Origin of the sequence: Cellulomonas sp. SG140 (assembly GCF_025770785.1) — a bacterium.
Classification (GTDB): domain Bacteria; phylum Actinomycetota; class Actinomycetes; order Actinomycetales; family Cellulomonadaceae; genus Cellulomonas.
This window is the reverse complement of the sequence record NZ_JANZLA010000004.1, coordinates 55,610-80,125: the sequence shown is the minus strand read 5'-3', so window position 1 is coordinate 80,125 and position 24,516 is coordinate 55,610. Positions and strand designations below refer to the sequence as shown.

The window sequence follows — 24,516 nt, the reverse complement described above, 5'->3', positions numbered from 1 at the left end:
CCGGCCGATCAGGCCCAGAGGTCCCGCAGCCGGGCGGCGGTCGCCTCGACGTGGCTGGCGAGCGAGCGGGTGCCGGCGTCGTGGATCCAGGCCTCGAACGCCGTGCGAAACACCGCCGCACCGCTGCGGGCCAGCAACGTGGCGTCGGTCTCCCCGACTCCTCGGCGGCGGAGGGCTGCCGCCATCGCGTCGGCCACGGCCTCGTGCTTGCTGGACTCGCGCTCGCGCAGCTCGGGGCTCGAGGCGATGACTGCCTGCCGAGCGGGCGACGGGCGGATCGCATCCTCCAGCTGGGTGGCGACGTCGACGAGGGCGGCGACCAGCAGCTCGCGAGGACCGGCCCCCGGCTCGGCCTCCGCGATCGCCTGGGAAGCGACCGGCGCCAGGCGTTCCGAGCCGCCGAAGACGACGTCGCGCTTGTCGGCGAAGTGCCGGAAGAACGTGCGGCGGGTCAGTCCGGCGTGATCGGCGATCTGCTCCGCCGACACGTTCTCGTACCCGTGCTCGGCGAACAGCTCCAGCGCGGCAGCACGCAGGCGGGCCGGCGCATCGGGTTCCCATCTCGGCACGGGTCCAGCCTACCAGTGATGTCCCTGAGAGTCGTCGTTGTGATTACGATGTCACTGCGAGACATCATCGGCTCGCCCCGCACCCCGAAGGAGCACCCCATGTCCCTGACCGACCACCGCGTCCTCGTCATCGGCGGCAGCTCCGGGATGGGACTGGCGACCGCCCGTGCCGCAGCCCAGGCCGGAGCCGCCGTCACCATCACGTCGACCGCGGCGGGCCACCTCGACGTGGCGCTCGCTGCACTGCCGGACGGCTGCGCCGGGGAGGTGCTCGACCTTCGGGACGAGGACGCGCTCGCCCACCTGTTCGACCACGTCGGCGAGCTGCACCACCTGGTGATCACCGCCGGCGACGCCGTCCGGCCCAGCCCGCTGGCCGGCACACCGCTCCACGAGCTGCGCCCACTCCTCGACGTGCGGTTCTGGGGCGCCGTCGCGGCGGTCCAGCACGCGCTGCCGCACCTGGCGGCGGGTGCATCCATCACGTTGACGTCCGGCACGATCGCCGAGCGGCCGGCTCCCGGCTCGGGCGTCATGGCCGCCGGCGCTGCCGCCATCGAGGGGCTCACCCGCGGACTGGCCGTCGAGCTGGCGCCCGTCCGGGTCAACGCCGTCCGGCCTGGCGTCGTCCGGACCCCGATGTGGGACGCGGTGCCCGAGCAGCAGCGGACCGCCGTGTTCGAGGCGCTGGCGTCGCGAACCCTGGTCGGGGCGGTCGGCACCGCGGAGCAGATCGCGGCGGCGCACGTCTACCTGATGGAGAACGACTTCGTCACCGGCACCGTCCTGACCCTCGACGGTGGCGCACTCCTCGCCTGACCAGGCACGTCTCTTGGTCCTGCTAGACATGCAAGTATCCGCTTGCCTATCGTCGTGCCGTGGGTGACGTGTTCAAGGCGCTGGCGGACCCGACACGGCGGACCATCCTCGACGAGCTCGCGGAGCACGACGGGCAGTCGTTGTTCGAGATCTGCTCGCGCCTGACGATGCGCCACCAGAACACGTCCACCCGCCAGGCCGTCTCGCAGCACCTCGCCGTGCTGGAGGAGGCCGGCCTGGTCCGGTCCCACCGCGAGGGGCGGACCAAGATCCACCACCTCGACACGTCACCGCTGCGCTCGATCGTCGAGCGCTGGCCCCTGCCGGCCCACCCACCGGCACCCGAGCCGCCACCCGAGACCCGACCCGAAGAGGAGCAGCCATGCCCCGCATCACCCTGACCAGCGTTCTGGTCGACGACCAGGCCAAGGCGCTGGCGTTCTACACCGACGTCCTCGGCTTCGTCGTGAAGAACGACGTCCCGCTGGGCGAGCACCGGTGGCTCACTGTGGTGGGCGCGGGCGAGCCGGACGGCGTCGAGCTGCTGCTGGAGCCCGACGAGCACCCGGCGGCGCGCGTGTTCAAGGACGCGCTGGTGGCCGACGGCATCCCGTTCACGTCGTTCGCGGTGGACGACGTGCACGCGACCTACGCCGAGCTCGCCGCCCGTGGCGTCCGGTTCACCCAGCCGCCCGCCTCGATGGGCCCGGTGGTCACCGCCGTGCTGGACGACACCTGCGGCAACCTGATCCAGCTCACCAGCCCGGCGTGATCAGCGACCGCAGCTTCGCCTGCGTCTCCTCGTCGGTGGAGAAGAGCACGGTGCCGACCATCCCGCGGGTGAGCAGCACCTTGTAGACGTTGCGGACCAGCCGGTCGAAGGTGGCGTCGTCGACGGTCTTCCTCGACCGGAAGTCGGGATCGCGGTTGTGCTCACGACGGGCCACCCAGCGGTCGCCGCGCCAGACGAGGTCTGGGCCGAGAATCACGCCGTTCCACGAGTACTCGAAGCCCTGCGCCGTGTAGACGCACCCGACCTGCTCGAAACCGCCCTCGGCAGTCGCCCACAGGGCCGACGGCGGCGCGTCGCCGACCGCGCGCTCGCCCCGCACGTTCCACGGGCGGGCCCAGTCGCCGATCACGACGTCGTCCACCAGCGTCCCGTCCGGCCGCGGATCGCTCCACGGCCAGCAGTAGCCGGCCGTCATCCGGGCGTTCATGCCGGATGCCAGCCTCTTCCGGAGGCGCGACTCGAGGTCGGCAGGGGACTCGGCTACCTCGACGACGAACCGGTCGTCACCCGGCCACGGCTCCGGGCCGCCACCGTCCAGACCGAGGAGCCGGAGCACCCACTCGACCCAGGCGTCGCTTCCGCCTGACCGGAACTGACCCTTCAGATCCACCTCGAGCACCCGCAGCCCACGGCGCTCCGCATGCTCCCTGATCTCGTGCACGGATCCCATCTCGCCCGGTCGCACCACCTGGTGCTGGTCGAGCAGGAACACCGGGACCCGCGCCGCGTCGAACAGCTCGTCGACCTGCGGGCGGGCCTCGGCACGGACCTCCCTGCGCGTGTACCGATTGACCGAGGTGGCCCTCAGGCGGTGCGCCTCGTCCAGGATCAGCACGTCCAGGCCGTTGCGCTCCGCCGTCATGAAGCTGTTGAAGTAGGCGAACAGGTTCTTGGTGCGCGGTGAGCCCCGCCCGGCGACCGCACGCAGCGTCTGCGTGAACGACCGCGACCCCGTGCCGTGCATCACAGTCCGCCCCTCGCGGGCGAGCTCGCCGAGGAGGGACAGAGCGATGACGCTCTTGCCGCTGCCCGGCCCGCCGGCCACCACGACGACGGTCTTGGTGTCCGCCCGGCTCGCGGTCCTGACGGTGTTCATCACCAGCTCGTACGCGACGCGCTGCTCGTCGAGCAGCTCGAACTGCTCACGCTGGCGGATCTCGTCGGCCGCCACCGACAGCAGCTGCCGCGACGGTGCGACGTGCGAGGACAGGAGCCGGTCGGCAGCCCGCACGCCCGACACGGGCGCCAGGCGTGACCGCAGGAAGTCGTGGAAGTCGCCGCGTCGCTGCCCGGTGAACAGTCGCGAGGCGGCGCCGACGCCCGGGGACCGCAGGTCCGTGATCGCCTCCTCGGAGGCGTTGTGCAGGTACGCCGCTCCGACGATCGCGTCCGGCGCGGCCGAGAGCACGGCGGTGAAGTCCCGCAGGTAGTCCACGTACCCGTCGACCTGCAACGACGGGTGCAGAACGGGTCGGTAGCGGGCACCCTCGACGTCGAGCAGCGTCTCGCTGCCCTCCCACCGCCGCGCGCGGCTCCACTGCTTGAGCTCGACGACGACGTAGCTCGGCTCGCCGGTGCGTGGATGGACGCCGGCCAGCACCACGTCCGCGCGCTTGCTGGTCATCGGCATCCGGTGCTCGAGCAGCACCTCCACGGCACCGAGGTCGGCCTGCCGAAGGTCGTCGGCCAGCGCGCTCAACGACGCACGCCACGATCGGCGCTCGCTCTCGCCCGGCCTGCCGACGCCCTGGTACATGAGGAAGTCAGCCAGCGCCCGTTCGATGACGCTGAAGTCCGACCCGGCGTGTGCGATGAGCTCCGCGGCGCTGCGGCGCAACGCATCCACGACGGGGTCCCCCAGGCAGCACGAATGAACGTGCGGGGGGACATGTCCGGCCGCTCACGCGGGGAAGTCCGTCGATCCGCTGACGGAGGAACAGTAGCCAGCGGCCCGTTCGCGAATCCGCTCCACCAGCGGTGTGTTGCTCGAGGCTGGTCAGCCAAGACGGCGGGAGATCTCCTTCATGGGCAGCAGAAGGTGCATCGGCTCGACCGGCGAGGCGACGAAGTCGCCGTTACGCAGGTAGAACTCACGGGCGGCGTCGTCCCGGCAGTGGATCAGCAGTGCGGCGGCGCCGATGATCTGGCTTCCTCGGTACGCGGCTTCGATGGCATGCCTGAGCAGCGCCGCACCGACCCCCTGGCCCTGCGCCGACACGTCGACCGCAAGACGAGCGAGCAGCACGCACGGGGTCTGACGCGGGCGCCCCCGCCGTAGGTCCTCGGGGAGACCATCGGTGGCGTAACCCGCCATCGCGATGGCGTAGTAGCCGAGTACGACGCCCTCGCGCACCGTGACGTACGTGACGGCGTTGCTCGCCTGCTGGTTGTGCCAGGCGTTGCGGCGCAGCCAGTCGTCGAGGTCCCGAGCCCCGCTGTCGAAGCGCGACCTGTCGTCGTCGTGGGTGAGCTTGCGTGGTCGTTCGAGGACCCCGCCGGTCATCGCGTCGCGGGGGTGAACTGCTCACCGAACGGCGACGGTCGAGACCAGAGCTCGTCGAGCTTCGCCGTGGACGCCAGAGGCTCGTCGAGCGCGTCGAGGAACGCCTCGTACTGCTCAGGGGTCGCGACGAACCAACGACGGTCCGCCAGCACGCGCTCCGCCTGATCGACGGCCGACTCCAGGATGAAGTCGGTCATGGTGCGCTCGGTGGCCGACGCGGCATCGCGCAGCAGCGCTTCCTGCCGTTCTGTGGCCCGGACCTCGATCCGCTGGCTCTTGGCCGCACGAGCCGCCCTGCCGCGCGCGGGCACGGTCTTCGTCATCCTTACCCCCTTTCTGTACGGATAGCGTACGTACGTCCGTGCTTCCAGCGCCAGAGCGGACACGAGGCTGACCGGCGCCTTCTCCTCCCCGTCATGGCCGGTTCAGGCTTGCGGCCGGGTCCTGAGCGCCTCCTGGAGCCGGGCGATGATCCTGCCGAGCTCGCCGGTGGACAGCAGCCCTGGCCCGAGCGGCCCCGAGGTGTTCTGCCCGACGGGCGGCAGTGTCAGCAGAGCCGCCCTCACCTCGTCGGATGCGTGAGCGACCTGCCACTCGATCTCCGCCGTCACCGCATCCGGCCGATCGGGGTGCGCCAGGCCGACGGCCAGGGCGGCGTACCCGGCGGCGCCCAGGGCGTGGGCCCCCATGTGGGCGACACCCGACGCCTGCGCCGCGGCTCGTGCGGCCGCCACGGCGGCAGCGCCGTGCACGTCCCGCGCGGCACGACCGGCGACGAACCGGCGTGCGATCTCCCCGGCCGCGCCGAGCTCGCCACGACCGAACGCCCGGGCGCGCGCGATGGCGTCCCGCGGGCGGCCGTCGTCCGGCGCCTCGGCCTCGACCAGGTCGAGCACGCGCTCCGCACAGTCGGCCGCCCACAGGGCGACGGTCTGACGGTCTGGCTCGCTGAGCGACTGCGGTGACGGCACGTCGCCACCCTGCCATTCCGGTCCCGATGTGTGGCCTGAGCCGCGAACGACGGGGCCGCCCGGGGCCGCAGGGGCCAGCCACGCCAGGGACGGCCGGGGCCCGGCGACGACGCCGGCCCGGCCGTCCCGCGTGCGCCTACCGGGCGCCGGCCAGCTCCGCCACCGGCCCCAGGCTCTGCCGCTCCAGGACGGCCACCACCGCGGCCTTCTCCTCGGCGTTCAGGTTCTGCAGCGGCGCCTGGAGCAGGTCGTTCTCGATGATGCCGCGGTGCACCTGCGCCGCCTTGAAGGAGCCGAGCGTCGCGCTGAACGGGCTGATCCGCCTCGCGGCGATCTTGGCGATCAGCCGCAGCTTGTGCAGCCGCTCCTGCTCGGCACGCGCGGTGTCCCAGTCGCCGGCCACGGCGGTGTCGTACACGCGGACGAACCCGTGGGGGTCGATGTTGGCGACGCCGACGATCATCCCGTGCGCCCCCTGGAAGATCGCGGCGTCGCCGGTGATGTCCGAGCCGGTGATCACCGCGAAGCCGGGCAGGTCCCGCGTCTCCTCGATGATGTAGCGGAACCCGTCCTCCTCGTCGCTCGTGTCCTTGACCCCGGCGATCACGCCGTCGTGGGCCAGCTGCACCGTGAGCTCCGCGGGGAGCTTCACGCCGACGAAGCCCGGGATGTCGTAGGCGTAGAGGGGCAGGTCGACGTGGGCGGCGTGGATCGCCCGGAAGTGGGCGTCGATCTCGGTCCAGCCGACCGAGCCGTAGAACGGCGGGGTGCTGACCAGGCCGTCGATCGGGTAGCGGACGGAGATCGCGGCGTTGTGCAGCGCCCGCCGGGTGCCGATGTCGGTGACGCCCGCGAGGACGGGGATGCGCCCGGCCACCACGCGGGTCACGGTGTCGAGGACCGTCTCGCGCTGGTCGTCCGTGAGGTACGGCCCCTCGCCGCCGGTGCCGAGGGCGAAGATCGCGTGCACCCCGGCGGACACCTCGAACTCGACGAGGCGTTCGAGGGAGGTGACGTCCACCTCGCCGTTGGCGGTCAGCGGCGTGGTGATGGGCGGGATGACGCCGTGCAAGGGCACGTTCGGGTCGATCGTGGTCATGTTCCTGCAATTCTCTCGCGGGTCGGAAAAGAACAGAGAAAGGCGCTCAGCCCCACTGCGCCTCGGTCATCGGCCGCAGCGCCGCCTCGAGGATGCGGAAATGGCGCGGTCGGGTCAGGACGAAGTAGATGAGCTCCGCGATGTCGTCGGGCCGCATCATTCCCTGCAGCTGCTCGCTGCCGTCCGTGCGGCCGCGGTTGTCGTCGATCGCGAAATGCGTCCACACCCCGCCCGGGGCGATATTGGTGGCGCGCACGCCCTTCTCGCGCAGCTCGTTGTCCAGCGCCCGCGTCAGGCCGATCTGCGCGAACTTGCTCGCGGAGTAGACGGCCTCGCCGGGCAGCCCGCGCCGGCCGGCCTCGCTCGCCACCGTCACCAGGTCGCCGCCGCCGGCGGCCACGATGTGCGGCACGGCCGCGTGGTAGAGGTTGACGGTCCCCTGCACGTTGGTGCGGATCATCTCGTCCTCGTGCGCCGTCGGGACGTCGAGGAACTGGCCGTACGACCCCACCCCCGCGTTGGCGACCGCGATGTCGATCCGCCCGAACTGTGCGGCCGTGTCGGCGACGAACGCCTCCACCGCTGCGCGGTCACCGACGTCACCGGCTCGCACCAGCGCCCCGTCCAGCCCCAGGTCCTTGCCGGACCGGGACAGCAGCCCCAGCTTCACGCCGTGCGCGTGCAGCAGCCGCGCCAGGGACTCCCCGATGCCGGAGCTGGCGCCGGTGATCACGGCCACCTTGCCGCTCAGGTCCACCGTCTCGTACGTCATGTCAGTGCAGTCCTTCCGTGTCTCGGCAAGTCGGGGTCAGAGAGCCAGCGCGTGCGCGCGGAGGTAGTCGCGGTCGAGCGTGAGCCCGTGACCAGGGGCTGTGGGCGGGTGGTAGCGGCCGTGCTCGACGCGGCCGGCCGAGGCGACGATGCCCAGGTCGGTCCACGTGCCGCCGTCGGTCATCTCGGCGCTGGCGATGTTGGGCACCGCGGCGAGGATGCTGGCGCTCAGCTCCATGACGAAGTGCGGGGTCATCGGCAGGTTGCGGGTGCGGGCCGCCGCCGCGATGTCCAGGTACCCGGTGATGCCGCCGACGCGGCCGAGGTCGGCCTGCACGAAGTCGACGGCCTGGGCGTCGAAGTACTGCACGAACTGTGCGGCGGTGTACACGTTCTCGCCCAGGGCGATCGGCGTGGTCACGTGCTCGGCGAGCCGGCGGTGGGACGGGATGTCGTCCGACGGCAGGGGCTCCTCGATCCACAGCAGGTCGAACTGCTCGAAGCGCGTGAACGCGCGCACGGCAGCCGGGTAGTCCCACCCCTGGTTCGCGTCCACGGCCAGCGGGAACATGCCGACCGCCTCGCGGATCTTCGCCAGCCGCTCGACGTCCTCCTCGAGGTCCGGCTTGCCCACCTTCACCTTGGCGGCGACGTACCCGTCGGCCTGCCAGCGGCGCACCTGCTCGACGACCTCCTCGACCGACTTGTTGAGGTTGATGCCGCTGCCGTACAGCGGCACGACGTCCCGCACCCGGCCGATCAGGTCCACCACGTTCACGCCGAGCGACTTGCCCAGCAGGTCCCAGAAGGCGATGTCGAACGCGGAGATCGCGTGCGTGGTGACGCCCGCGCCGCCGACGTCGTGCACGTACTTGTACATCTGGTGCCACAGGCCCCGCGGGGACACCGACTGGCCGACGACGGTCGGCGCGATCTCCCGCGCCAGCGCCCCGATGGTCGCCGCGCCCATGCCGGACGTGTGGCTGAACCCCGTCCCGACCAGGCCGTTGTCCCCCCGGACGTCCACCACCGTGACCTCGATGTCGGTCACCCGATGGATCTGGTCGCCCCACGGCCCCTCGGGCAGGGGTACGCGGGCCAGGGTGATCTCCACCTCGTCGATCCGCGGCACCGCCACCGGCGCCCTCCGGTCCGCCGACACGTCGGCGGCAAATGCGATATCAGACATTCGTCTTCCCTATCTGTGAAGTCGAGCTCAACCCTTGACGGCGCCCGCCGCCAGCCCCCCGATCAGCTGCTTCTGCACCAGCATGAATCCGACGAGAACGGGGACCGCCGCGATCACCCCGCCGGCCGTCAGCAGGTCCCACCGGATCTGGTAGTCGCCGATGAACAGCTGCAACCCGACGGGAATGGTCTGGGCCGCGGTGCTGGACGTGAACGTCAACGCGTACAGGAACTCGTTCCAGGCGAAGATGAAGATGTACGTCCCGGCGGCCGTCAGCCCGGGGCGCAGCAACGGCACGAGGATGTGCCGCACCATCTGCATCGGGCTGCAGCCGTCGACCGTCGCGGCCTCGTCGAGCTCGCGCGGCAGCCCGTCGAGGAACCCCTTGAGCAGGTAGGTGGCGAACGGCGTCGCGAACGTGACGTAGATCAGCACCAGGCCGGCGCGCGAGTTCAGCAGGTGCCCCGAGCGAAGCATCGTCGACAGCGGGATCACCAGCAGCACCGCGGGGAACAGCTGCGCGACGAGCAGTGCCGTCAGCACCGTCGTCCGGCCGCGGAACCGGAACCGCGACAGCGAGATCGCCGCGGCACTGGCCACCACCAGGGCGAACAGCACCGTGCCCAGCGCCGTGATCGCGCTGTTCACCATGTAGTGCACGAACGGCGTGGTGGCGAACAGCTCGGCGTACCCCTGCACCGAGAAGTGCGTCGGCAACCGGCTCATCCCGTACGCGATCAGCTGGTCCTGCGGCGTCACGGAGGTCACGGCCATCACCACGTAGGGGCCGAGCGTGCACACCATCCACAGCGCGATCACCACGTACAGCGCCGGCTTGCCGAACGTCCGCTTCAGCCCGACCCCCAGCGGGACGGACCGGCGCTCGACGACGGCCCGCGACCGCCGCTCACCCCGTGCACGGCCACCCACCCCGGCTCGTTCGAGGACCACCATCACGCCTCCCTCCGTTGCGTCAGCCGGATGTAGACGGCCACCAGCACGGCCAGCACGGCCGCCTGCACCACCGCGTAGCTGGCGCCCGAGCCGAGCGCGCCCTGCTTGTAGGCGGTCAGGTACGACGCCAGCGGGATGGTGGTCGAGGCGATGCCCGGGCCACCGCCGGTCAGCACGTAGGCGAGGTCGATGTAGTTCGCCGTCCAGATCAGCCGCAGCACCAGGGTGATCAGCACCGTCGGCAGGATGCTCGGCACGGTGATGAACCAGAACACCCGCAGGAACCCGCACCCGTCGGTCCGTGCCGACTCCTTGAGCTCCTCCGGCACCGCCTGCAGCGCGGCCAGCACCATCACCGCGAAGAAGGGGATGCCCTGCCAGGCGTCCACCACGATCAGCGTGCCCAGCGCGGTGTGCGGGCTGCCGAACCACGCCACCGGCGAGTGCATCAGCCCGGTGCGGGTCAGCACCGCGTTGACCAGGCCGTGGTTCGGGTCCAGCAGCCACATCCAGATCAGCGCGACCAGGACGCTGGGCGTCGCCCAGGGGATCATCGCGAGCCCCCGGACGACGCCGCGCAGCCGGAACCGCTGGTTGAGCAGCAGAGCCCCGATCACCCCGAACACCAGCTGCAGGCCGACCCCGCCGACCGTCCACGCCACCGAGTTCCGCAGGAAGGTGCCGAAGCTCGGGTCGGTGAACAGGGTGCGGAAGTTGTCCAGGCCGACGAACCCGAGGGTGCCGCCGAGCAGGCTCGTCTCGGTGAACGAGAGCCAGATCGCCCGCAGGAACGGGTAGGCGACGAAGACGACGAGCAGCAGGAGCGTCGGCGAGAGGAACAGCGGCACGGTCAGGTCGAGCCGCCGCTTCCTCCTCGTCGGCCCCGTCGGCCCGCTCGGCCGGATCGGCCGTCGCGTGGTCAGGGTGGTCATCGGTCCGCTACTTCGACAGGTCCGCGGACAGCTTCTGCAGCATCTGCGCGCTGCTGGACTGGCCGCCGAACGCCTGCTGGATGGTCGGCGACCACGTCGCGTTGACCACGTTGGTGGTGCCGTTCAGCTGCGGCCAGCTCTGCGCCGTCTGCGCCGCCTTGAGCGCCACCTGGTAACCCTCGTCCTTGGTGAACGCGTCGTTCGCCGCGACGGCCGTCGTCACCGGCAGCTGTCCCTGCGGCGAGGTGCTCATCTTGAGCATCTGCGCGTCGCCGAGCAGCCACGTCTCCCACTGCCAGGCGAGCTCCTGCTTCTTCGACGACGTGAAGATGACGTTGCCGCTCATCGTCTGCAGGGTCGACGGCTTGGACGGGTCGTTGCCGGGCACCGGGATCACGCCGACGTCCTGGCCGAACTGCTTGCGCACCGCGGCGAGCGAGCCGACGTGGTGGATCATCATCGCCGTCGTGCCGGACAGGAAGTTGCTCTGCACCTGGGCGTAGGCCGCGGTGGCCGATCCGGGGGGCGCGAACTTCACCAGGTCCAGGTAGGACTGGTTCACCTGCTCGCCCGTCGGGCTGTCCAGCGTCACCTTGCCGCTGGAGTCGACGAACTGGGCGCCGCCGGCGTACATCCACGCCGCCCACTGGTCCTGCCCACCGGCCCCGCCGCGCACGTCGAACGCGTAGTGGCCGTTGCCCGTCAGCTTCGGCGCGTCGGCGATCACGTCGGCCTGGGTCTTCGGCGCATCGAGGCCGGCCGCGCTGAACAGCTTCTTGTTGTAGTACATGTACAAGGCTGTGTTCTGGTGCGGCATCATGTAGATCTCGCTCTTGCCGGGCACCTTGCCGGCGTCCCAGCTCGAGCCGATGACGCTCGACTTGCCGCTCCAGGCGTCGATCTTCTTGCTCAGCGGCGCCAGCACCCCGGCCTTGACGAACTGGCCGATCCACTCGTCCTTCATGCGCGCCGCATCAGGGCCGTTGCCGCTGCTCAGCGCCGTCTGCAGCTTGTCCAGGTACTGCGCGGCGGGCACCACCTGGAGCTGCACCTTGCCGTGGCCGCTCTCGGCGTTGAACTGGTCGGCCAACTGCTGCCAGGTCTGGTCGGTGGCGTTGTCCACCCACAGCCAGTAGTTCAGGGTCTGGCCGGACGTGTCCGTGCTCTGGCTGGCGGCAGCGGCGGAACCGGTGGACGAGCTGCCGCTGCAGCCCGCGAGCGCGATGGCCGCCGCGGTCAGCGCCGCACAGACGGCTCCGGCGCGACGCCAGGAAGAGTGCCTCATTGCAGTCCTCTCTCTCTTGCGGTTCGGGGGACCTCACAGGCCGGCTTGCGTCGCCTCTCGGGAGGCGGCCGGACCGAGCGCCCGTTCCTTCGCCCGCAGGGCGGTGAACCGGGCGCGGACGTCGAAGAAGTGCACGTTGAGCTCGTGCGTCGCCAGCGAGGTGTCGCCGGCCTCGAGGGTCTCGACGATGCGCAGGTGGCGCAGCGCCGTGCTCTGCAGGTCGCCGCCCACCTGGAACTGCTCGGACAGCTCGTCGAACAGCCGCCAGAACGCGGCGATCAGGCCCTGCAGCGTCTTGTTGCCCAGCTGCTCGTAGAGCGCCTGGTGGAACTGGGCGTCCTCCTGCACGAACGGCTGCCCGCGACCCGCCTTGGCGACCATGCGCTCGGCGATCCGGCGCAGCTCGCGCAGGGTGTTGGCGGACATCTTGGCGACGGCGATCGGGAAGAACGCCGCCTCCAGCACCCGCCGCACGTCGAGCATCTCGAGCATCAGCTCGGTGGACGGCTCCATGTAGCGGGTCAGCGACTCGACCACCGTCTGCATGTCGAAGGTGCCGAGCGTGCGCCGTGCCCCCTGCCGTGAGGCGACGAACCCGAGGGCCTCCAGCGCGGCCAGCGCCTCCCGCAGCGCTGGCCGGCTGACCTGGAGGTCGTGCACCAGGTCCTGCTCGCGCGGCAGGGGGTCGCCGGGCACCAGCTCGAGCAGGCGGAAGTGGCGGATCAGTCGGAACTCGAGATCGGAAGCCACGGCGCTCACCACCACTTGTCTGACAGGTTCGGGCCTCATCGCCCTTACGGCGAGGCCGACTGTAGGAACGGCAGCGCGAGAGCCTCAAGAGCGGGCACCAAACAGGCCCTACATGTCAGACAGGTCGTCGCCGACGAGCGCCCCACAGGCGCACGAAGCGTCAGCCGAGCGCGCCGACCGCCCCGCGCAGCCTCGCCAGCGCCTCGCGGACCAGCTCGACCAGCCCGGGTCCGCCGTCGGACGCCGTCCACGTCGCGAACCCGTCCCGGAACGCGAGCATCCCGATCTCCGCGGCGAGCGACGCCACCGAGTCCGGCACTCCCCGGTCCTGCAGCGCCGCCGCGACGTCCGCCACCAGGCTGACGTGCTTGAGCTGGTCGCGCGCCTGCAGCTCAGCACTGCTGGCGATCACCGCGCGCACGCGCGGTGCCAGCTCACGGTTGAACGACGTCATCGAGCCGGAGACGTTGTCCAGCCCTGCGGCGACGGCGTCGAGCGGGCTCGCCCCCTCGGGTGCCCCGGCGATCCCCTCGACCAGCAGGCGGGACATCACGGCCTGGCCGGCGGCCAGCACGTCGCGCTTGTCGGGGAAGTAGCGGAAGAACGTGCTGCGGGTCAGACCGGCGCGCTCGGCGATCTCCGCGACCGTGACCTCGTCGTACCCGCGCTCGGCGAACAGGTCGAGGGCGGCGGCCACCAGCCGTGCACGTCCGTCGGGTTCCCATCGCGCCATGCTCGAAGCATAGTGATGCGACAGGAGTCTCATCGCAGGGGTTACAGTGATGGGACACAAGTCGCATCACTCCGATGGCGGCTTCGAGACCTGGAGGTCCTCATGCGCGTCTTCGTCACGGGTGCCACCGGCGGGATCGGCTCTGCCGTCGTCGCCGAGCTGCTGTCCACCGGCCACGAGGTGCTGGGCCTGGCCCGGTCCGAGGCGTCGGCCGAGCGCCTCACGGCCGCCGGCGGGTCGGTGCTGCGGGGCGACATCTCCGACCCGGACGTCCTGCGGGCCGGGGCGCAGCAGGCCGACGGCGTGATGCACCTCGCGTTCGGCCACGACTTCACCGACTTCGCCGGCGCCATCGCGCAGGAAGGCGCCGCGACCCGCACGCTGGGCGAGGCGCTCGTCGGCACGGGGAAGCCCCTGGTCATCGCCTCGGGCACCCCTGCCGTCCCGGGTCAGGTCACCACCGAGCAGACGGTGGCCAACGAGGGCACCGCCGGCGGTCGCGGCGTCAACGCCCAGCACGTGATCGATCTCGCCGAGCAGGGCGTGCGCAGCGCCGTCGTCCGGCTGCCCCGCTCCGTGCACCAGGCCGGTGTCGCGTTCGGCTTCGCCGGATTCCTGATCAACGCCGCACGCCGCACCGGCGTCTCGGGGTTCGTCGGCGACGGCTCGCAGCGCTGGCCCGCCGTGCACCGGCTGGACGCCGCGCACCTGTTCTGCCTGGCGCTGGAGAAGGCGGAGCCGGGGACGGTGCTGCACGCGGTGGGCGACGAGGGCGACACCATGCGGTCCCTGGCCGACGAGATCGGCCGCCAGCTCGGGCTGCCCGTCGAGCAGGTGCCGGCCGAGAGCTTCGGCTTTCTCGGCACGATCTTCGGCATCGACCAGCCGTCGAGCGCAGCCCTCACCCGCGAGCGCTTCGGCTGGGCGCCGACGCACCCGAGCCTGCTGGAGGACCTGGCGACGGGCGACTACCCGGCCTGATGACCATCGACCTAGGAGGGAAGCGCAGCACCTCTCAGGGCGCACCCCGGCGCCGGTACCGCCGGAGCAGGAGGACGAACACCCCGACCAGCACGCCGAAGAGCATCACGACCGCCGTGACGATCACGCCCTCACTCGCCACGCCGGCGAGCGGGCCTAGCGAGCCGCTCGGTCCGGAGAACCGCATGGTCCGAAGGATGGCGAACCCCGCCGAGGCTTCGAGCTGCCCGTACGCCGCATCGACCGAGACACCGACGACCCTGGTGCTGCTTCCGTCCCGCACGTTGACCAAGAGCAGCTCGCTCTTGGAACCGTCGTCATGGGTCAGGGTGCCGCGGATCGCAGTCGCGTACGGGAAGCCCGTCCACGTCGCCGAGGAGAGCGAGAGGCCGGACCAGCCCCGCTGGGCGGCGATCTTCGCCTCGGTGCTCCGGGAGACCCTGTCCACGGCGGCGTCGTCGGCCCGGAGCATCTGCGTGACCGTCACCGTGGCAACCGCCTGGGTCCGGGAGGGATCATGCACCACGAGCTGCTTGACCCCGATGGCCGGCGACGTCGTCGTGCTGGTGAAGCCCTTCGGCAGGTCGACGGTCACACCGGCCACCGTCACCGGCGTGCTGCCGCCGGGCGCGGGGAGGCTGGTGATGCTGACGGCCGCTCCTGCAGGCTGAGGGCCGACGCCGGGTCCGCTGTCCGAGTGGCTGCTCGGGAGGTTGCCGATGAAGGCGGCCAGGCCCCCGACGAGCACGAGGACGACCGCCGCGATCCGGGTCACGCGCACGATGTCGGTTCCCTCCACTCCTGGCACGCCCGGTGGTGAACCAGCGGCATCAAGCGCGCGGAATCTAGCAGTGGGCGCGTCGTGGTCGGCGGGATTCGCACATCCGCTCTCGGCGCCCCGCGGCGCAGGTCTCGCAGCGTCACCCAACAGGCCCAACGCATCGGCTCACATGGAGAGACGCTCGCCTCCCACCGACCTAGATCAGCCGGTGGTACGGGCGCCCCGGCGGTTCGGGCGTTCGATGGGGCCGGCGTCGACGAAGGTGCGCGCCAGCACGGCGCCGGCGTCGTCCGCGAGCCAGACGTGGAGCCGCGCCGACGCGACGGGCCCCGGCGCGGGCACCCGGATCGTCGTCGGACTGCTGAGCACGAACGGCTCGGCGCCGACCGGACCCGACTCGGCCGCGGCGGTGCCGGGTTCGGCACCGAACGGGGCACCGGCCGACACCCACGCCGCGCGCACCCGCCCCCGCACCTCAGCCGGCCCGTGGTGGGACACCCGCGCGACGAGGTCCCACGGCTGGGTCGGCACCGGCACGTCCGCACCGGCGGCAGCCGGGACGACGTCCAGCACCAGCACCGTCGTCGCGTTCACGTCCGCCGGGTCCAGCCCGCCACGGTCCTTCTCGCGGCGGTCGGCGTCCACCAGGCCCGCCATCTCGTGCTCCACGTCCGCCAGCTCGGTGTAGACGTACCCCGCGAAGCGGTCGTGCCGGCGCAGCTCCTGGGTCTGCCACCGCAGGTGCCAGGCACGTTCCAGGTTGGTGAACCCGGAGCCGTACTCGCTGTTCAGCACGGGGATGCCCGCGCGCGGGTGGTCCGAGGAGCCGTACAGGGACTTGTCCACGGTGAAGTCCGGGCCGAGCATCACGGGGAAGTCCTCGCGGCTGCCGTCCGCGAGCGCCGCCACGTTGGCCGCCCACGCCGCCGGGTCCGCGTCGTAGTAGTGCCAGTCGACCAGGTCGGTGCGCACGTGCGACCAGCCGGAGTTCTCCACGATCGGCCGGCTGGCGTCCAGCAGCCGCATCACGTCGTACGCGTGGGCGGCCGCTTCGGCGCGCTCCGGGCTGCCGGGGATGTCCCAGTCCAGGCCCCACTCCTCGTTGTACAGGCCCCAGACGACGATCGACGGGTGGCTGCCGTCCCGCTCCACCAGGTCCGGCAGCTGCGCCTCGAACGCGGCCGCCGCCTCGACCGAGTACCGGCTCGGCGCCGGTGGCTCCGACCAGACGAGCATCCCCAGCCGGTCGGCGTGGTGCAGCCAGCGCGGCTCCTCGAGCTTGATGTGCTTGCGCACCAGGTTGTAGCCGTGCCGGCGCGCCAGCTCCAGGTCGAGGACCAGCGCGTCGTCGTCGGGCGCCGTCAGGCCCGTGCGGGGCCAGTAGCCCTGGTCGAGCACGCCGCGCACGTACAGGCGCTCACCGTTGAGCGTGAGGTGGTCGCCCTCGACGGCGATGCGGCGAAGGCCGGTGGTGGCGACGACGCGGTCGGCGGCTGCGCCTGCGCCGGTGCCCGTGGTGAGCTCGACGCGGTACAGGTGCGGGTCGTCCGGCGACCACAGGTGCGGGTCGGTCAGCTCGAGGCGGCCGGCGAAGCGGCCGGTGGCGTCGGGCTCGAGCACCAGGGCCGTGGCGCCGGCCGAGCCAGCCGCGCCCGACGAGCCGTCGGCTCCCGTCGTCCCCGAAGCCTCGTCGAGCACCCGCACCCGCACGGGTGTGGTCGGCTCGTCGCCCACCACGGTCCCCGACACCTCGATGCCGGTCAGTGAGTCGCCGCGCAGCGCGAACTCGGCGACGTACGAGCGGCCGCGCGCCTCCAGCCACACGCTCTGCCAGATGCCGGAGGTCGGCGTGAACGAGACGCCGTCGTAGTCGTCGCGCGGGATCGACCGCTGCTTGCCGTGCGGGATCGACCGCTTGTCGGCCGGTGCCTCGACCTCCACCGTCAGCACCACCGAGGTCCCGGGTGCCGCGACCGTCGTCACGTCCAGCTCGAACGACGTGTACCCGCCGACGTGCACGCCCACCTCGACGTCGTCCACCAGCACCCGCGCCTGGTGGTGCACCGCGCCGAAGCACAGCAGCACGCGCGACCCGTCCCACTCGGCCGGCACGGCGATTGACCTGCGGTAGGTGCCGCGCTCCAACCAGGTGCGCTGCACGCCGGACGCCTCGGTCTCCCAGGCGAACGGCACGGTGATCGTCGTCGTCCCGTACTCCGACTCGAAGTCCCAGGGACCGTTCAGCGTCAGCCAGGCAGCGGACCGGTCGCGGTCGGGGCGGGGGTACTCCGGCTTGGGGACGACGACGCCGGCGGGCGCGGCCGTCGAGGCGCTCGGGGTGGTGGAGGACGTCACCGGCGCGTTCGGCGCACTCGGCTCCGTCGTCTCGGCGGGGACCGCGACCACGTCGGTCGCGCTCGGCGTCGCAGGGCTCATGGGGGCTGGACCTCTCACGGTCGGCAGTGGGACGAGGGGAAGGAGCAGGAGACCGGTCAGCCCTTGACGCTTCCGGCGATGATCCCGTTGATGAAGTGCCGCTGGAGCACGACGAACACCAGCAGCAGGGGGACCAGGGCCACCGAGCTGGCGGCCAGCAGCTCACCGGTGACCGTCGCGTAGTCCGCACCGATCCGGTTGCCGCTGATGTTCTGGGCGAGGGTGGACAGCACCACCTGCAGGGTCGCCATCCGCTGCGAGCTGGCGATCACCACGGGCCAGACGAAGTCGTTGTAGATGTTCATCACGGTGAGCACCGCCAGGCCGGCCAGGCTGGGCCGGATCACCGGCACGAGGATCCGGGCGAAGATGCCGAACTCCCCGCAGCCGTCGACACGGGCCGCGTCCATCAGCTCGTCGGGCACCGCCGCGATCACCTGGCGCATCCAGAAGATGGCGAACGCGTCGACCGCCCCCGGGAGGATCAGCGCCTGGTACGTGTTGACCCAGCCGAGCTCCTTCATCTCCAGCAGCAACGGGATGATCAGCACGATCGTCGGCAGCATCAGCGTCACCAGCACCGTGCCGAACAGCGCGTCCCGCAGCGGGAACCGGTACTTGGCGAACCCGTAGGCGGCCAGCGGCGCGAAGAACATGGTCATCGAGCCCTTCACCGCCAGCACGATCAGCGTGTTGAGGAACCCGCGTCCGATCGGCACGTCGGTGAACATCGCGGTGAAGTTCTGCGTCGTCAGCTGCGACGGGTCCAGGCCCAGCGGGCTGCTGACGATCTGGCCGGCGGGCTTGAACGCCGAGACGACGGCCCACACCACCGGGGCGAGGAAGGCGAGGGTCAGCAGGCCGAGGAAGGCGTGCGACCCGACGGACCCGAGGGCGCGGTGCCGCGGACGACGGGGCGTGGTGCCGGGCACAGCGGCCGCGGGCCGGGCCGGTGCGGTCAGCGTGGTCATGTCAGTCCTCCGACCGGAGCAGGCGCACGAAGATCAGGGACAGGGCCATCACCACGACGACCAGCAGGAACGAGTTCGCCGCCCCGGTGCCCAGGTCGGACCGCGTGATCGCGTTGTACAGGTGCAGCCCGGCCGTCGTCGTCGAGCTGTACGGGCCGCCCTTGGTGACGACGTAGGGCTCGGCGAACATCTGGAACACGGCCAGCGTCTGCATCACCAGGGCGAACATCAGCGTCCGGCGCATCAGAGGCACGGTGATCGACCACAGCTGCCGGGCGCGGTGCGCGCCGTCCAGCGCCGCCGCCTCGTACACCGACCCGTCGATGGACTGCAGCCCGGACAGCAGGATGATCACGATGAACCCGGTGGTCTTCCACAGGAACAGCAGCGCCAGCGTCGGCTTGGCCCACGCGCTGGTCACCAGCCACCCGACCGCCGGCAGGCCCAGCAGCTTGAGCACGCCGTTGACGGCGCCGTAGTCCTTGTCGAACACCACCACCCAGATCTGCGCGATGGCGACGAGCGGCGTGACGAACGGGACCAGGAACGCCACCCGGTAGAACCCGCGCATCCGGGTCCGGGCGTTGTCCAGCAGCACGGCGGCCAGCAGGCCGACCACCAGCTGCACCGGCACGATCAGCAGCCACAGCACCGCCGAGTTGCCCAGCGACTGCCAGAACGACGGGCTGGTCAGCAGGTACGTGTAGTTGCCCCAGCCGACCCACTGCGGGGCGCGGGCGCCGTGCCAGTTGGTGAAGCTCAGCCGGAGCGTGAACAGCATCGGGTAGACGCTGAACGCGACGAACAGGGCGAGGAACGGCAGGACGAAGACGTAGGGCGCCAGCCGGCGCCGCAGCGGGGAGCGGTGCGATCCGCGCCGCGGCTCGGGACGGCTCGGGACGTCGGTGACGACGGAGCCGAGGGTCATCGGAGGGTCCTCTCAGACGGGCGCTGTCGGGCGCTGTCCGGCGCTGTCCTGGGTGCCGGGCCGGCGGTCGGCCAGAGGGCTGCCGACCGCCGGCTCGGCGTCACCGGCGGGCTACTGCCGGTCGACCAGGTTCTTCTGGATGTCCGCCGTCGACTGGTCGATCACCTGCTGGGGCGTCATCGACCCGTCGAGCATCTTCTGCACGTCGTTGCCCAGGTAGTCGACGGCACCGGCCCACCACTTGGGGATCGGCGTGCCGCCGGGGATCTGGTTGCCCGCCTCGATGGCCGTCTTCCACAGGTCCTGGTTGCCCAGCGCCGGGGAGGGCTTGAACAGCGGCTTCGCCGGGTCGGCGGCCGGCTTGTAGGCCGGGATCGACGTGTCGAGGCCGTTGGGGTACACGCTGTTCGGCCCGTAGACGGCGGTGTAGCCGGCGGGGTCGAACATGAGGAACTGGTAGAAGAGCCACGCCAGCTGGGAGTTCTTCCCCGCCTTCGGCAGGACGAAGGACGAGCCGCCCATCGCCCCGGACCGCGCACCGCCGGCGCTCCACGCGGGAAGCGGCATGGCCCGCCAGTCACCCTTGGTGGTCTTCAGCTGCTGCTCGGGGGCGAAGTCGAACCAGATGGACCAGGGGTAGAACACCTCCTTGGCCGAGTCGAGGGCGCCGACGTCGCTCTGGCTCAGGTACTCCGCCCGGGTGCCGAGCCCCTGCTTCTGCACGGAGTCCAGCCACCCGAGGATCTGCTTGTACGCCGGGGAGTCCAGGCGCAGCTTCCCGTCGGCGTCGGCGAGGCTGGTGCCCTGCTGGCTGGCGTACATCTCCAGCTGCAGCTGTCCCAGGAAGCCGGTCTGCTCGAGGTGGATCGGCTTGGCGTCCGGCACCGCGGCCTTGTACTGCTTGGCGGCGGCGACCAGGTCGTCGTACGTCTGGATCTTGGTGGCGTCGACGCCGGCCTTCTGCAGGGCGGTGTCGTTGTAGAACAGCAGGCCCGGGTCCAGGTCGAACGGGACGCCGTAGATGCCGCCCTTGACGGTGCTGACGTCCACCTTCTGCTTCGCGATGTCCTTGACGTACGGCTTCAGTACGCCGCTCAGGTCCCAGAGGTAGTCCGAGTAGCCCGCCACGAGCGCGTCGTCGAGGAACACGCCGTCCGGCACGTCGCTGCCGGTGATCAGGGTGTTCTGCAGCTTGGCGTTGATGTCGACGGCCTGGTGGTTGACCTTGATGTTCGGGTACTTCTTGTTGAACGCCGCGATCGCCGCGTCGAACACGTTGTAGAGGTCGCCGGAGCGGTCCCAGATGGTGATCGAGCCGGACGGGCTCGCGTCGCTCGGCGCCTGGAGCTGGTCCGGGTTGGCCGCGGACGCGGTGCCGGTGGCGCCGGCGCCGCCCGCGGTGACGGCGGGGCCGCACGCGGCGAGCGCGACGGCGGCCGCTGCGGCGGTCAGGACGGCGGGAAAGGTGCGGCGGAGGCCGCGAGCCCGGCCCGCGAGGTCGTGCGGCTGACGAGGTCGCCGCGGCAGTGCCTGGTGCATGAACACTCCCTTGTGGACATGGGGACGGCCGATCGTCGCGCCGTTTGCCAACGTGCGCAAACGTAGCTCGCCTTTGCACACGTTGGCAAGTAGGCTGGGCCCGCGATTCCCACGCTGCTGCGCGGCGGTTGCCGCCAGGGTGTACGGGACGCGTCCGACCAGGTGCGTGAGCACGAGCAGGGGAGTTCGATGGCCGCCACCCTCCGTGACGTCGCCCGCACGGCGAACGTCTCGATGCGCACGGTGTCCAACGTGGTCAGCGGGTACGAGCACGTCAGCGAGGCGATGCGGCAGCGCGTGCTCGCCGCGATGGAGGAGCTCGACTACCGCGCCAACCCGGTGGCGCGCACGCTGCGCACCGGCCGCACGGGCGTGCTGGCCCTCGTCGTACCCGAGATCGACGTGCCGTACTTCTCCCAGCTCGCGCGCGAGGTGATCAACGCGGCGGCCGCCGTCGGCTACCGCGTGATGATCGACCAGACCGGTGACGACCACGAGCGTGAGCGCCGGCTGCTGACCGGCGCCGACCGGACCATGCTGTTCGACGGCATCCTGTTCAGCCCTCTCGTCACCGCCACCGAGCTGCTGGAGATGCGCGCCGGGCGGTCCATCCCGCTGGTGCTGCTCGGCGAGCACGACTTCGACGGCCGGTACGACCACGTGGCCATCGACAACGAGCGTGCGGCCTACGACGCCACGGCGCACCTCGTCTCGCTCGGCCGGCGCCGCATCGCGGCGATCGGTGCCCAGCCGCAGGAGGACTACGCCACCCCCCGCAAGCGGACCGCCGGCTACCAGGACGCCCTGCGCGACGCGGGCCTCGCGCCGGACCCGGACCTCCTGCGGCCCGCCCCGCGGTACAGCCGGGCCGACGGCTACACCGCGGCGCAGGCCCTGCTCGCCGCACCCGACCGGCCGGACGCGATCTTCTGCTACTCGGACCTGATGGCGATGGGTGCCATGCGGGCGGTGTTCGACGCCGGACTCTCGGTGCCGGACGACGTGGCGATCATCGGCATCGACGACATCGAGGAGGGCCGGTACTCGCGGCCCACGCTGAGCACCGTGTCGCTGGACATCCCGTTCATCGCGCGCGCGGCTGTCGACCGCCTCGCGGCCCGCATCGACGAGCCGGACTCGCCGGCGCAAGAGGCGCTGGCACCGCATGTCCTGCTGCCCCGGGAGAGCACCGGCGAGGGCCCCGCCGGGACCTGAGACCCGCGAGGAATTTCTCCCGGGCGTGGCGCGCCGCTGACCTGGGTGGTCGCCCCTCGGCGCCGGACGACGGCGCCGCCGCCCGGTTGCACACGTCTCAGGCGCACCTACCGTCGAAAAGGTCCCTGAAGGCTATGTGGCTCAGGTCACACCGGAGGTTCTCTCATGAAGCACCGTCTCCTTGCCCCCGCCGCCGCGGGTGCTGCCCTGCTCGGCTCGTTCGCGTTCGCCGCCCCGGCGTTGGCGGCTCCCGCACCGACCGCCGTGACGGCCGCGTCCTCCACGTCGACGACCCAGGCGTTGGCGACGGCGCCCATCACGCAGGCCATCCCCGGCCTCGGCACGTTCACCGGGACGTTCACGCCGACGGGCTTCACCACCCAGAACGGCCAGCTGGTGGTCAGCGGTCTGCTGAACGGCACGCTGACCGACGCGGCCGGAGTCGTCACGCAGACCGTCAGCAACCTGGCGCTCACCAACGTGCCGGTCACGGGCGCGTCGACCGCCGGCGGCTGCAACGTGCTGAACCTGCAGCTCGGCCCGCTGAACCTGAACCTGCTCGGCCTGAACGTGGCGCTGAACCAGGTGAACCTGGACATCACCGCGCAGCCCGGTCCGGGCAACCTGCTCGGCAACCTGCTGTGCTCGGTGACGCACCTGCTGGACGGTCCCGGCACCGGTGGCCTGGCCACGCTGCTGAACCACCTGCTGGGTCTGTGACCGTGACGCGCTGACGGCACCCGTCCGCGCGCAAGGAAGGAGCCGAGGGCCTACGGGTCCTCGGCTCCTTCGCGTTCCTGACCAGCTCGGACCCGAACCGCGCTCGCCACTTGATCACCGGGAATCTAGTGACGTGACATCATGTTGCGGTGAGCATGGACTTCTTCGACGTGCTGGTCCGCTACGAGACCACGCTCTGGAACCACCTCGACGACCGGCTCGCCGCCGCCGGCACCGTTCGGCTGGGGACCCTCTCGGCGCTCCGGGTGCTCCGTCGGCACCCGGGCACCGCGCGGGTCCAGGAGCTGCGCACCGAGCTCGGCATCACCGTGGGGGCGGCGAGCAAGCTCGTCGACCGCCTGGAGCGCGACGGCCTCGCCACGCGCTCCGCCCACCCCGAGGACCGCCGCTCTTCGCTGATCACCCTCACGGCCACGGGTGAGGCGGCGCTCGAGGAGGGGACGGCGGTCGTCGGCCGAGCGCTGCAGGAGCACCTGGGCGACGAGCCGGCCGCAGCCGCGGTCACGACGATCCTCGAGCACCTGCTCACCACGCTCGAGCGGGTCCCGGCGGCGACCCGATGAGCGGCACGATGCGCGCCGTCGTCGTCGACCAGCCCGGCGGCCCCGAGGTGCTCCAGGTCCGCGACGTTCCTCTGCCGCGCGCGGAGCCGGGGCAGGTGCTGACCCGGGTGCACGCCTTCGGCCTCAACCGCTCCGAGCTGCACTTCCGCAGCGGTCAGGCGTGGTCGGGGTCGTTCCCCCGCATCCCGGGACTCGAGGCGGCCGGCGTGGTCGAGGACGCCCCCGGCGGTGAGCTGGCCGTCGGCACGCAGGTGATGGCGATGATGGGCGGGATGGGCCGGACCTTCGACGGCGGCTACGCCGAGCAGGTCGTCGTCCCGGTCTCCCAGGTGGTGCCCTTCCGCAGCGACCTGCCGTGGGAGGTGCTCGGCGCCGTCCCGGAGATGCTGCAGACGGCGTACGGGTCGCTGGCCGTCGGCGTCCGGCCGTCCGCCGGGGACACCCTGCTGGTCCGCGGCGGCACGTCGTCCGTCGGACTCGCGCTGGCCGTCCTCGGCCGGCTGCAGGGCCTCACCGTCCTGTCCACCACGCGCTCACCCGCGCGCCGCACCCTGCTGGAGCAGGCCGGTGCCCACCACGCGCTGGTCGACGACGGTCACGTCGCCGAGCAGGTACGGGACCTGGTTCCCGGCGGCGTCGACGGAGCCGTCGAGCTGGTCGGTTCCGACGTGCTGCGCGACACCCTGCGCGCCGTCCGGCCCGGGGGCACGGTGTGCTTCACCGGCATGCTCTCCGACCGGTGGACGATCCCGGAGTTCTACCCGATGGACTGGCTGCCGAACGGCGTCCGCCTCACCGCCTACTCCGGCGACGCCGCCGACCTGCCGCCGGCCGTGCTGCAGGACTTCCTCGATGCGGTCGCGGCGGGCCGAGCCCGAGTCCCCGTCGGGAAGGTCTACGCGCTCGACGACATCGCCCGGGCGCACGCCGACATGGAGGCCGGCGTCGTGGGAGGCAAGGGAGTGGTGCTGCTGTCCGCCGGATGACCCGGCA

Annotated in this window: 26 protein-coding genes; 8 read left to right on the top strand and 18 right to left on the bottom strand. The window is 71.5% G+C overall.

Annotation, left to right across the window (positions count from 1 at the left end; all coding sequences use genetic code 11):
• Nucleotides 1-8: 8 nt before the first annotated feature.
• The gene (locus N0B34_RS09100; RefSeq protein ID WP_263731056.1) at nt 9-569 is read right to left on the bottom strand and encodes a TetR family transcriptional regulator; all 561 of its coding nucleotides are present in this window, start codon (nt 567-569) and stop codon (nt 9-11) included.
• 99 nt (nt 570-668) lie between these two features.
• On the opposite strand from N0B34_RS09100, the gene N0B34_RS09095 reads away from it, so the two are divergent.
• Genes N0B34_RS09095 through N0B34_RS09085 form a run of 3 tightly spaced genes read left to right on the top strand, consistent with a single transcriptional unit; the run spans nt 669 to nt 2,160 of the window.
• On the top strand, nt 669-1,388 hold the full coding sequence (locus N0B34_RS09095) for an SDR family oxidoreductase (protein WP_263731055.1): 720 nt from the start codon (nt 669-671) through the stop codon (nt 1,386-1,388).
• A gap of 59 nt (nt 1,389-1,447) precedes the next feature.
• Nucleotides 1,448-1,789 (top strand): ArsR/SmtB family transcription factor, encoded by a 342-nt coding sequence (locus tag N0B34_RS09090; protein WP_263731054.1) that lies wholly within the window; start codon nt 1,448-1,450, stop codon nt 1,787-1,789.
• Nucleotides 1,771-2,160: a VOC family protein gene (locus tag N0B34_RS09085; protein WP_263731053.1), complete on the top strand. Its 390-nt coding sequence runs from the start codon at nt 1,771-1,773 to the stop codon at nt 2,158-2,160. The genes N0B34_RS09090 and N0B34_RS09085 overlap by 19 nt, the downstream gene beginning before the upstream one ends.
• On the opposite strand, the gene N0B34_RS09080 is transcribed toward N0B34_RS09085, so the two are convergent.
• The 12 genes from N0B34_RS09080 to N0B34_RS09025 form a co-directional block, all read right to left on the bottom strand.
• Nucleotides 2,144-4,027 (bottom strand): DUF2075 domain-containing protein, encoded by a 1,884-nt coding sequence (locus N0B34_RS09080; protein ID WP_263731052.1) that lies wholly within the window; start codon nt 4,025-4,027, stop codon nt 2,144-2,146. The genes N0B34_RS09085 and N0B34_RS09080 overlap by 17 nt on opposite strands.
• Nucleotides 4,028-4,177: 150 nt before the next feature.
• Nucleotides 4,178-4,684 (bottom strand): GNAT family N-acetyltransferase, encoded by a 507-nt coding sequence (locus N0B34_RS09075; protein WP_263731051.1) that lies wholly within the window; start codon nt 4,682-4,684, stop codon nt 4,178-4,180.
• Nucleotides 4,681-5,007, bottom strand: a complete 327-nt coding sequence (locus N0B34_RS09070) for a DUF1778 domain-containing protein (protein WP_263731050.1) — start codon at nt 5,005-5,007, stop codon at nt 4,681-4,683. The genes N0B34_RS09075 and N0B34_RS09070 overlap by 4 nt, the downstream gene beginning before the upstream one ends.
• Before the next feature lie 102 nt (nt 5,008-5,109).
• Nucleotides 5,110-5,655 (bottom strand): putative immunity protein, encoded by a 546-nt coding sequence (locus N0B34_RS09065; RefSeq protein WP_263731049.1) that lies wholly within the window; start codon nt 5,653-5,655, stop codon nt 5,110-5,112.
• A gap of 136 nt (nt 5,656-5,791) precedes the next feature.
• Nucleotides 5,792-6,754, bottom strand: coding sequence for a dihydrodipicolinate synthase family protein (locus tag N0B34_RS09060; protein ID WP_263731048.1), 963 nt, complete (start codon nt 6,752-6,754; stop codon nt 5,792-5,794).
• A 46-nt stretch (nt 6,755-6,800) separates the two neighbouring features.
• Nucleotides 6,801-7,526, bottom strand: a complete 726-nt coding sequence (locus tag N0B34_RS09055) for an SDR family oxidoreductase (RefSeq protein WP_263731047.1) — start codon at nt 7,524-7,526, stop codon at nt 6,801-6,803.
• Nucleotides 7,527-7,562: 36 nt separating this feature from the next.
• Nucleotides 7,563-8,714, bottom strand: coding sequence for a mandelate racemase/muconate lactonizing enzyme family protein (locus N0B34_RS09050; protein ID WP_263731046.1), 1,152 nt, complete (start codon nt 8,712-8,714; stop codon nt 7,563-7,565).
• Between the two features lie 27 nt (nt 8,715-8,741).
• Nucleotides 8,742-9,668 (bottom strand): carbohydrate ABC transporter permease, encoded by a 927-nt coding sequence (locus tag N0B34_RS09045; protein ID WP_263731296.1) that lies wholly within the window; start codon nt 9,666-9,668, stop codon nt 8,742-8,744.
• A complete protein-coding gene (locus N0B34_RS09040; protein WP_263731045.1) occupies nt 9,668-10,600 on the bottom strand; it encodes a carbohydrate ABC transporter permease in 933 nt (310 codons plus the stop codon). Before N0B34_RS09040 ends, N0B34_RS09045 begins: the two co-directional genes overlap by 1 nt.
• Nucleotides 10,601-10,607: 7 nt before the next feature.
• Nucleotides 10,608-11,885 carry an ABC transporter substrate-binding protein gene (locus tag N0B34_RS09035; protein WP_263731044.1) on the bottom strand — a complete coding sequence of 426 codons (1,278 nt, stop codon included), beginning with the start codon at nt 11,883-11,885 and terminating at the stop codon, nt 10,608-10,610.
• Between the two features lie 33 nt (nt 11,886-11,918).
• Nucleotides 11,919-12,635 carry a FadR/GntR family transcriptional regulator gene (locus N0B34_RS09030; RefSeq protein WP_263731043.1) on the bottom strand — a complete coding sequence of 239 codons (717 nt, stop codon included), beginning with the start codon at nt 12,633-12,635 and terminating at the stop codon, nt 11,919-11,921.
• A gap of 160 nt (nt 12,636-12,795) precedes the next feature.
• Nucleotides 12,796-13,368: a TetR/AcrR family transcriptional regulator gene (locus N0B34_RS09025; protein ID WP_263731042.1), complete on the bottom strand. Its 573-nt coding sequence runs from the start codon at nt 13,366-13,368 to the stop codon at nt 12,796-12,798.
• A gap of 102 nt (nt 13,369-13,470) precedes the next feature.
• On the opposite strand from N0B34_RS09025, the gene N0B34_RS09020 reads away from it, so the two are divergent.
• Nucleotides 13,471-14,349 carry an SDR family oxidoreductase gene (locus N0B34_RS09020; RefSeq protein ID WP_263731041.1) on the top strand — a complete coding sequence of 293 codons (879 nt, stop codon included), beginning with the start codon at nt 13,471-13,473 and terminating at the stop codon, nt 14,347-14,349.
• Between the two features lie 34 nt (nt 14,350-14,383).
• Here N0B34_RS09020 and N0B34_RS09015 read toward each other — a convergent pair whose 3' ends face one another.
• The 5 genes from N0B34_RS09015 to N0B34_RS08995 all read right to left on the bottom strand — a co-directional run bounded on the left by N0B34_RS09015 (nt 14,384) and on the right by N0B34_RS08995 (nt 21,004).
• The gene (locus N0B34_RS09015) at nt 14,384-15,148 is read right to left on the bottom strand and encodes a hypothetical protein (protein ID WP_263731040.1); all 765 of its coding nucleotides are present in this window, start codon (nt 15,146-15,148) and stop codon (nt 14,384-14,386) included.
• Between the two features lie 183 nt (nt 15,149-15,331).
• Nucleotides 15,332-17,566: a glycoside hydrolase family 2 protein gene (locus N0B34_RS09010; protein WP_263731039.1), complete on the bottom strand. Its 2,235-nt coding sequence runs from the start codon at nt 17,564-17,566 to the stop codon at nt 15,332-15,334.
• Between the two features lie 56 nt (nt 17,567-17,622).
• Nucleotides 17,623-18,537, bottom strand: a complete 915-nt coding sequence (locus N0B34_RS09005; protein WP_263731038.1) for a carbohydrate ABC transporter permease — start codon at nt 18,535-18,537, stop codon at nt 17,623-17,625.
• 1 nt (nt 18,538) lies between these two features.
• Nucleotides 18,539-19,465: a carbohydrate ABC transporter permease gene (locus tag N0B34_RS09000; RefSeq protein WP_263731037.1), complete on the bottom strand. Its 927-nt coding sequence runs from the start codon at nt 19,463-19,465 to the stop codon at nt 18,539-18,541.
• A 111-nt stretch (nt 19,466-19,576) separates the two neighbouring features.
• Nucleotides 19,577-21,004 carry an ABC transporter substrate-binding protein gene (locus N0B34_RS08995; RefSeq protein ID WP_263731036.1) on the bottom strand — a complete coding sequence of 476 codons (1,428 nt, stop codon included), beginning with the start codon at nt 21,002-21,004 and terminating at the stop codon, nt 19,577-19,579.
• A 189-nt stretch (nt 21,005-21,193) separates the two neighbouring features.
• On the opposite strand from N0B34_RS08995, the gene N0B34_RS08990 reads away from it, so the two are divergent.
• The 4 genes from N0B34_RS08990 to N0B34_RS08975 all read left to right on the top strand — a co-directional run bounded on the left by N0B34_RS08990 (nt 21,194) and on the right by N0B34_RS08975 (nt 24,509).
• Nucleotides 21,194-22,219, top strand: a complete 1,026-nt coding sequence (locus N0B34_RS08990) for a LacI family DNA-binding transcriptional regulator (protein WP_263731035.1) — start codon at nt 21,194-21,196, stop codon at nt 22,217-22,219.
• Between the two features lie 165 nt (nt 22,220-22,384).
• Nucleotides 22,385-22,939 (top strand): ABC transporter substrate-binding protein, encoded by a 555-nt coding sequence (locus tag N0B34_RS08985; protein WP_263731034.1) that lies wholly within the window; start codon nt 22,385-22,387, stop codon nt 22,937-22,939.
• Between the two features lie 155 nt (nt 22,940-23,094).
• Complete coding sequence (locus N0B34_RS08980) at nt 23,095-23,523, top strand: MarR family winged helix-turn-helix transcriptional regulator (protein ID WP_263731295.1); 429 nt, start codon at nt 23,095-23,097, stop codon at nt 23,521-23,523.
• On the top strand, nt 23,520-24,509 hold the full coding sequence (locus tag N0B34_RS08975; protein WP_263731033.1) for a zinc-binding dehydrogenase: 990 nt from the start codon (nt 23,520-23,522) through the stop codon (nt 24,507-24,509). The genes N0B34_RS08980 and N0B34_RS08975 overlap by 4 nt, the downstream gene beginning before the upstream one ends.
• Nucleotides 24,510-24,516: the final 7 nt, after the last annotated feature.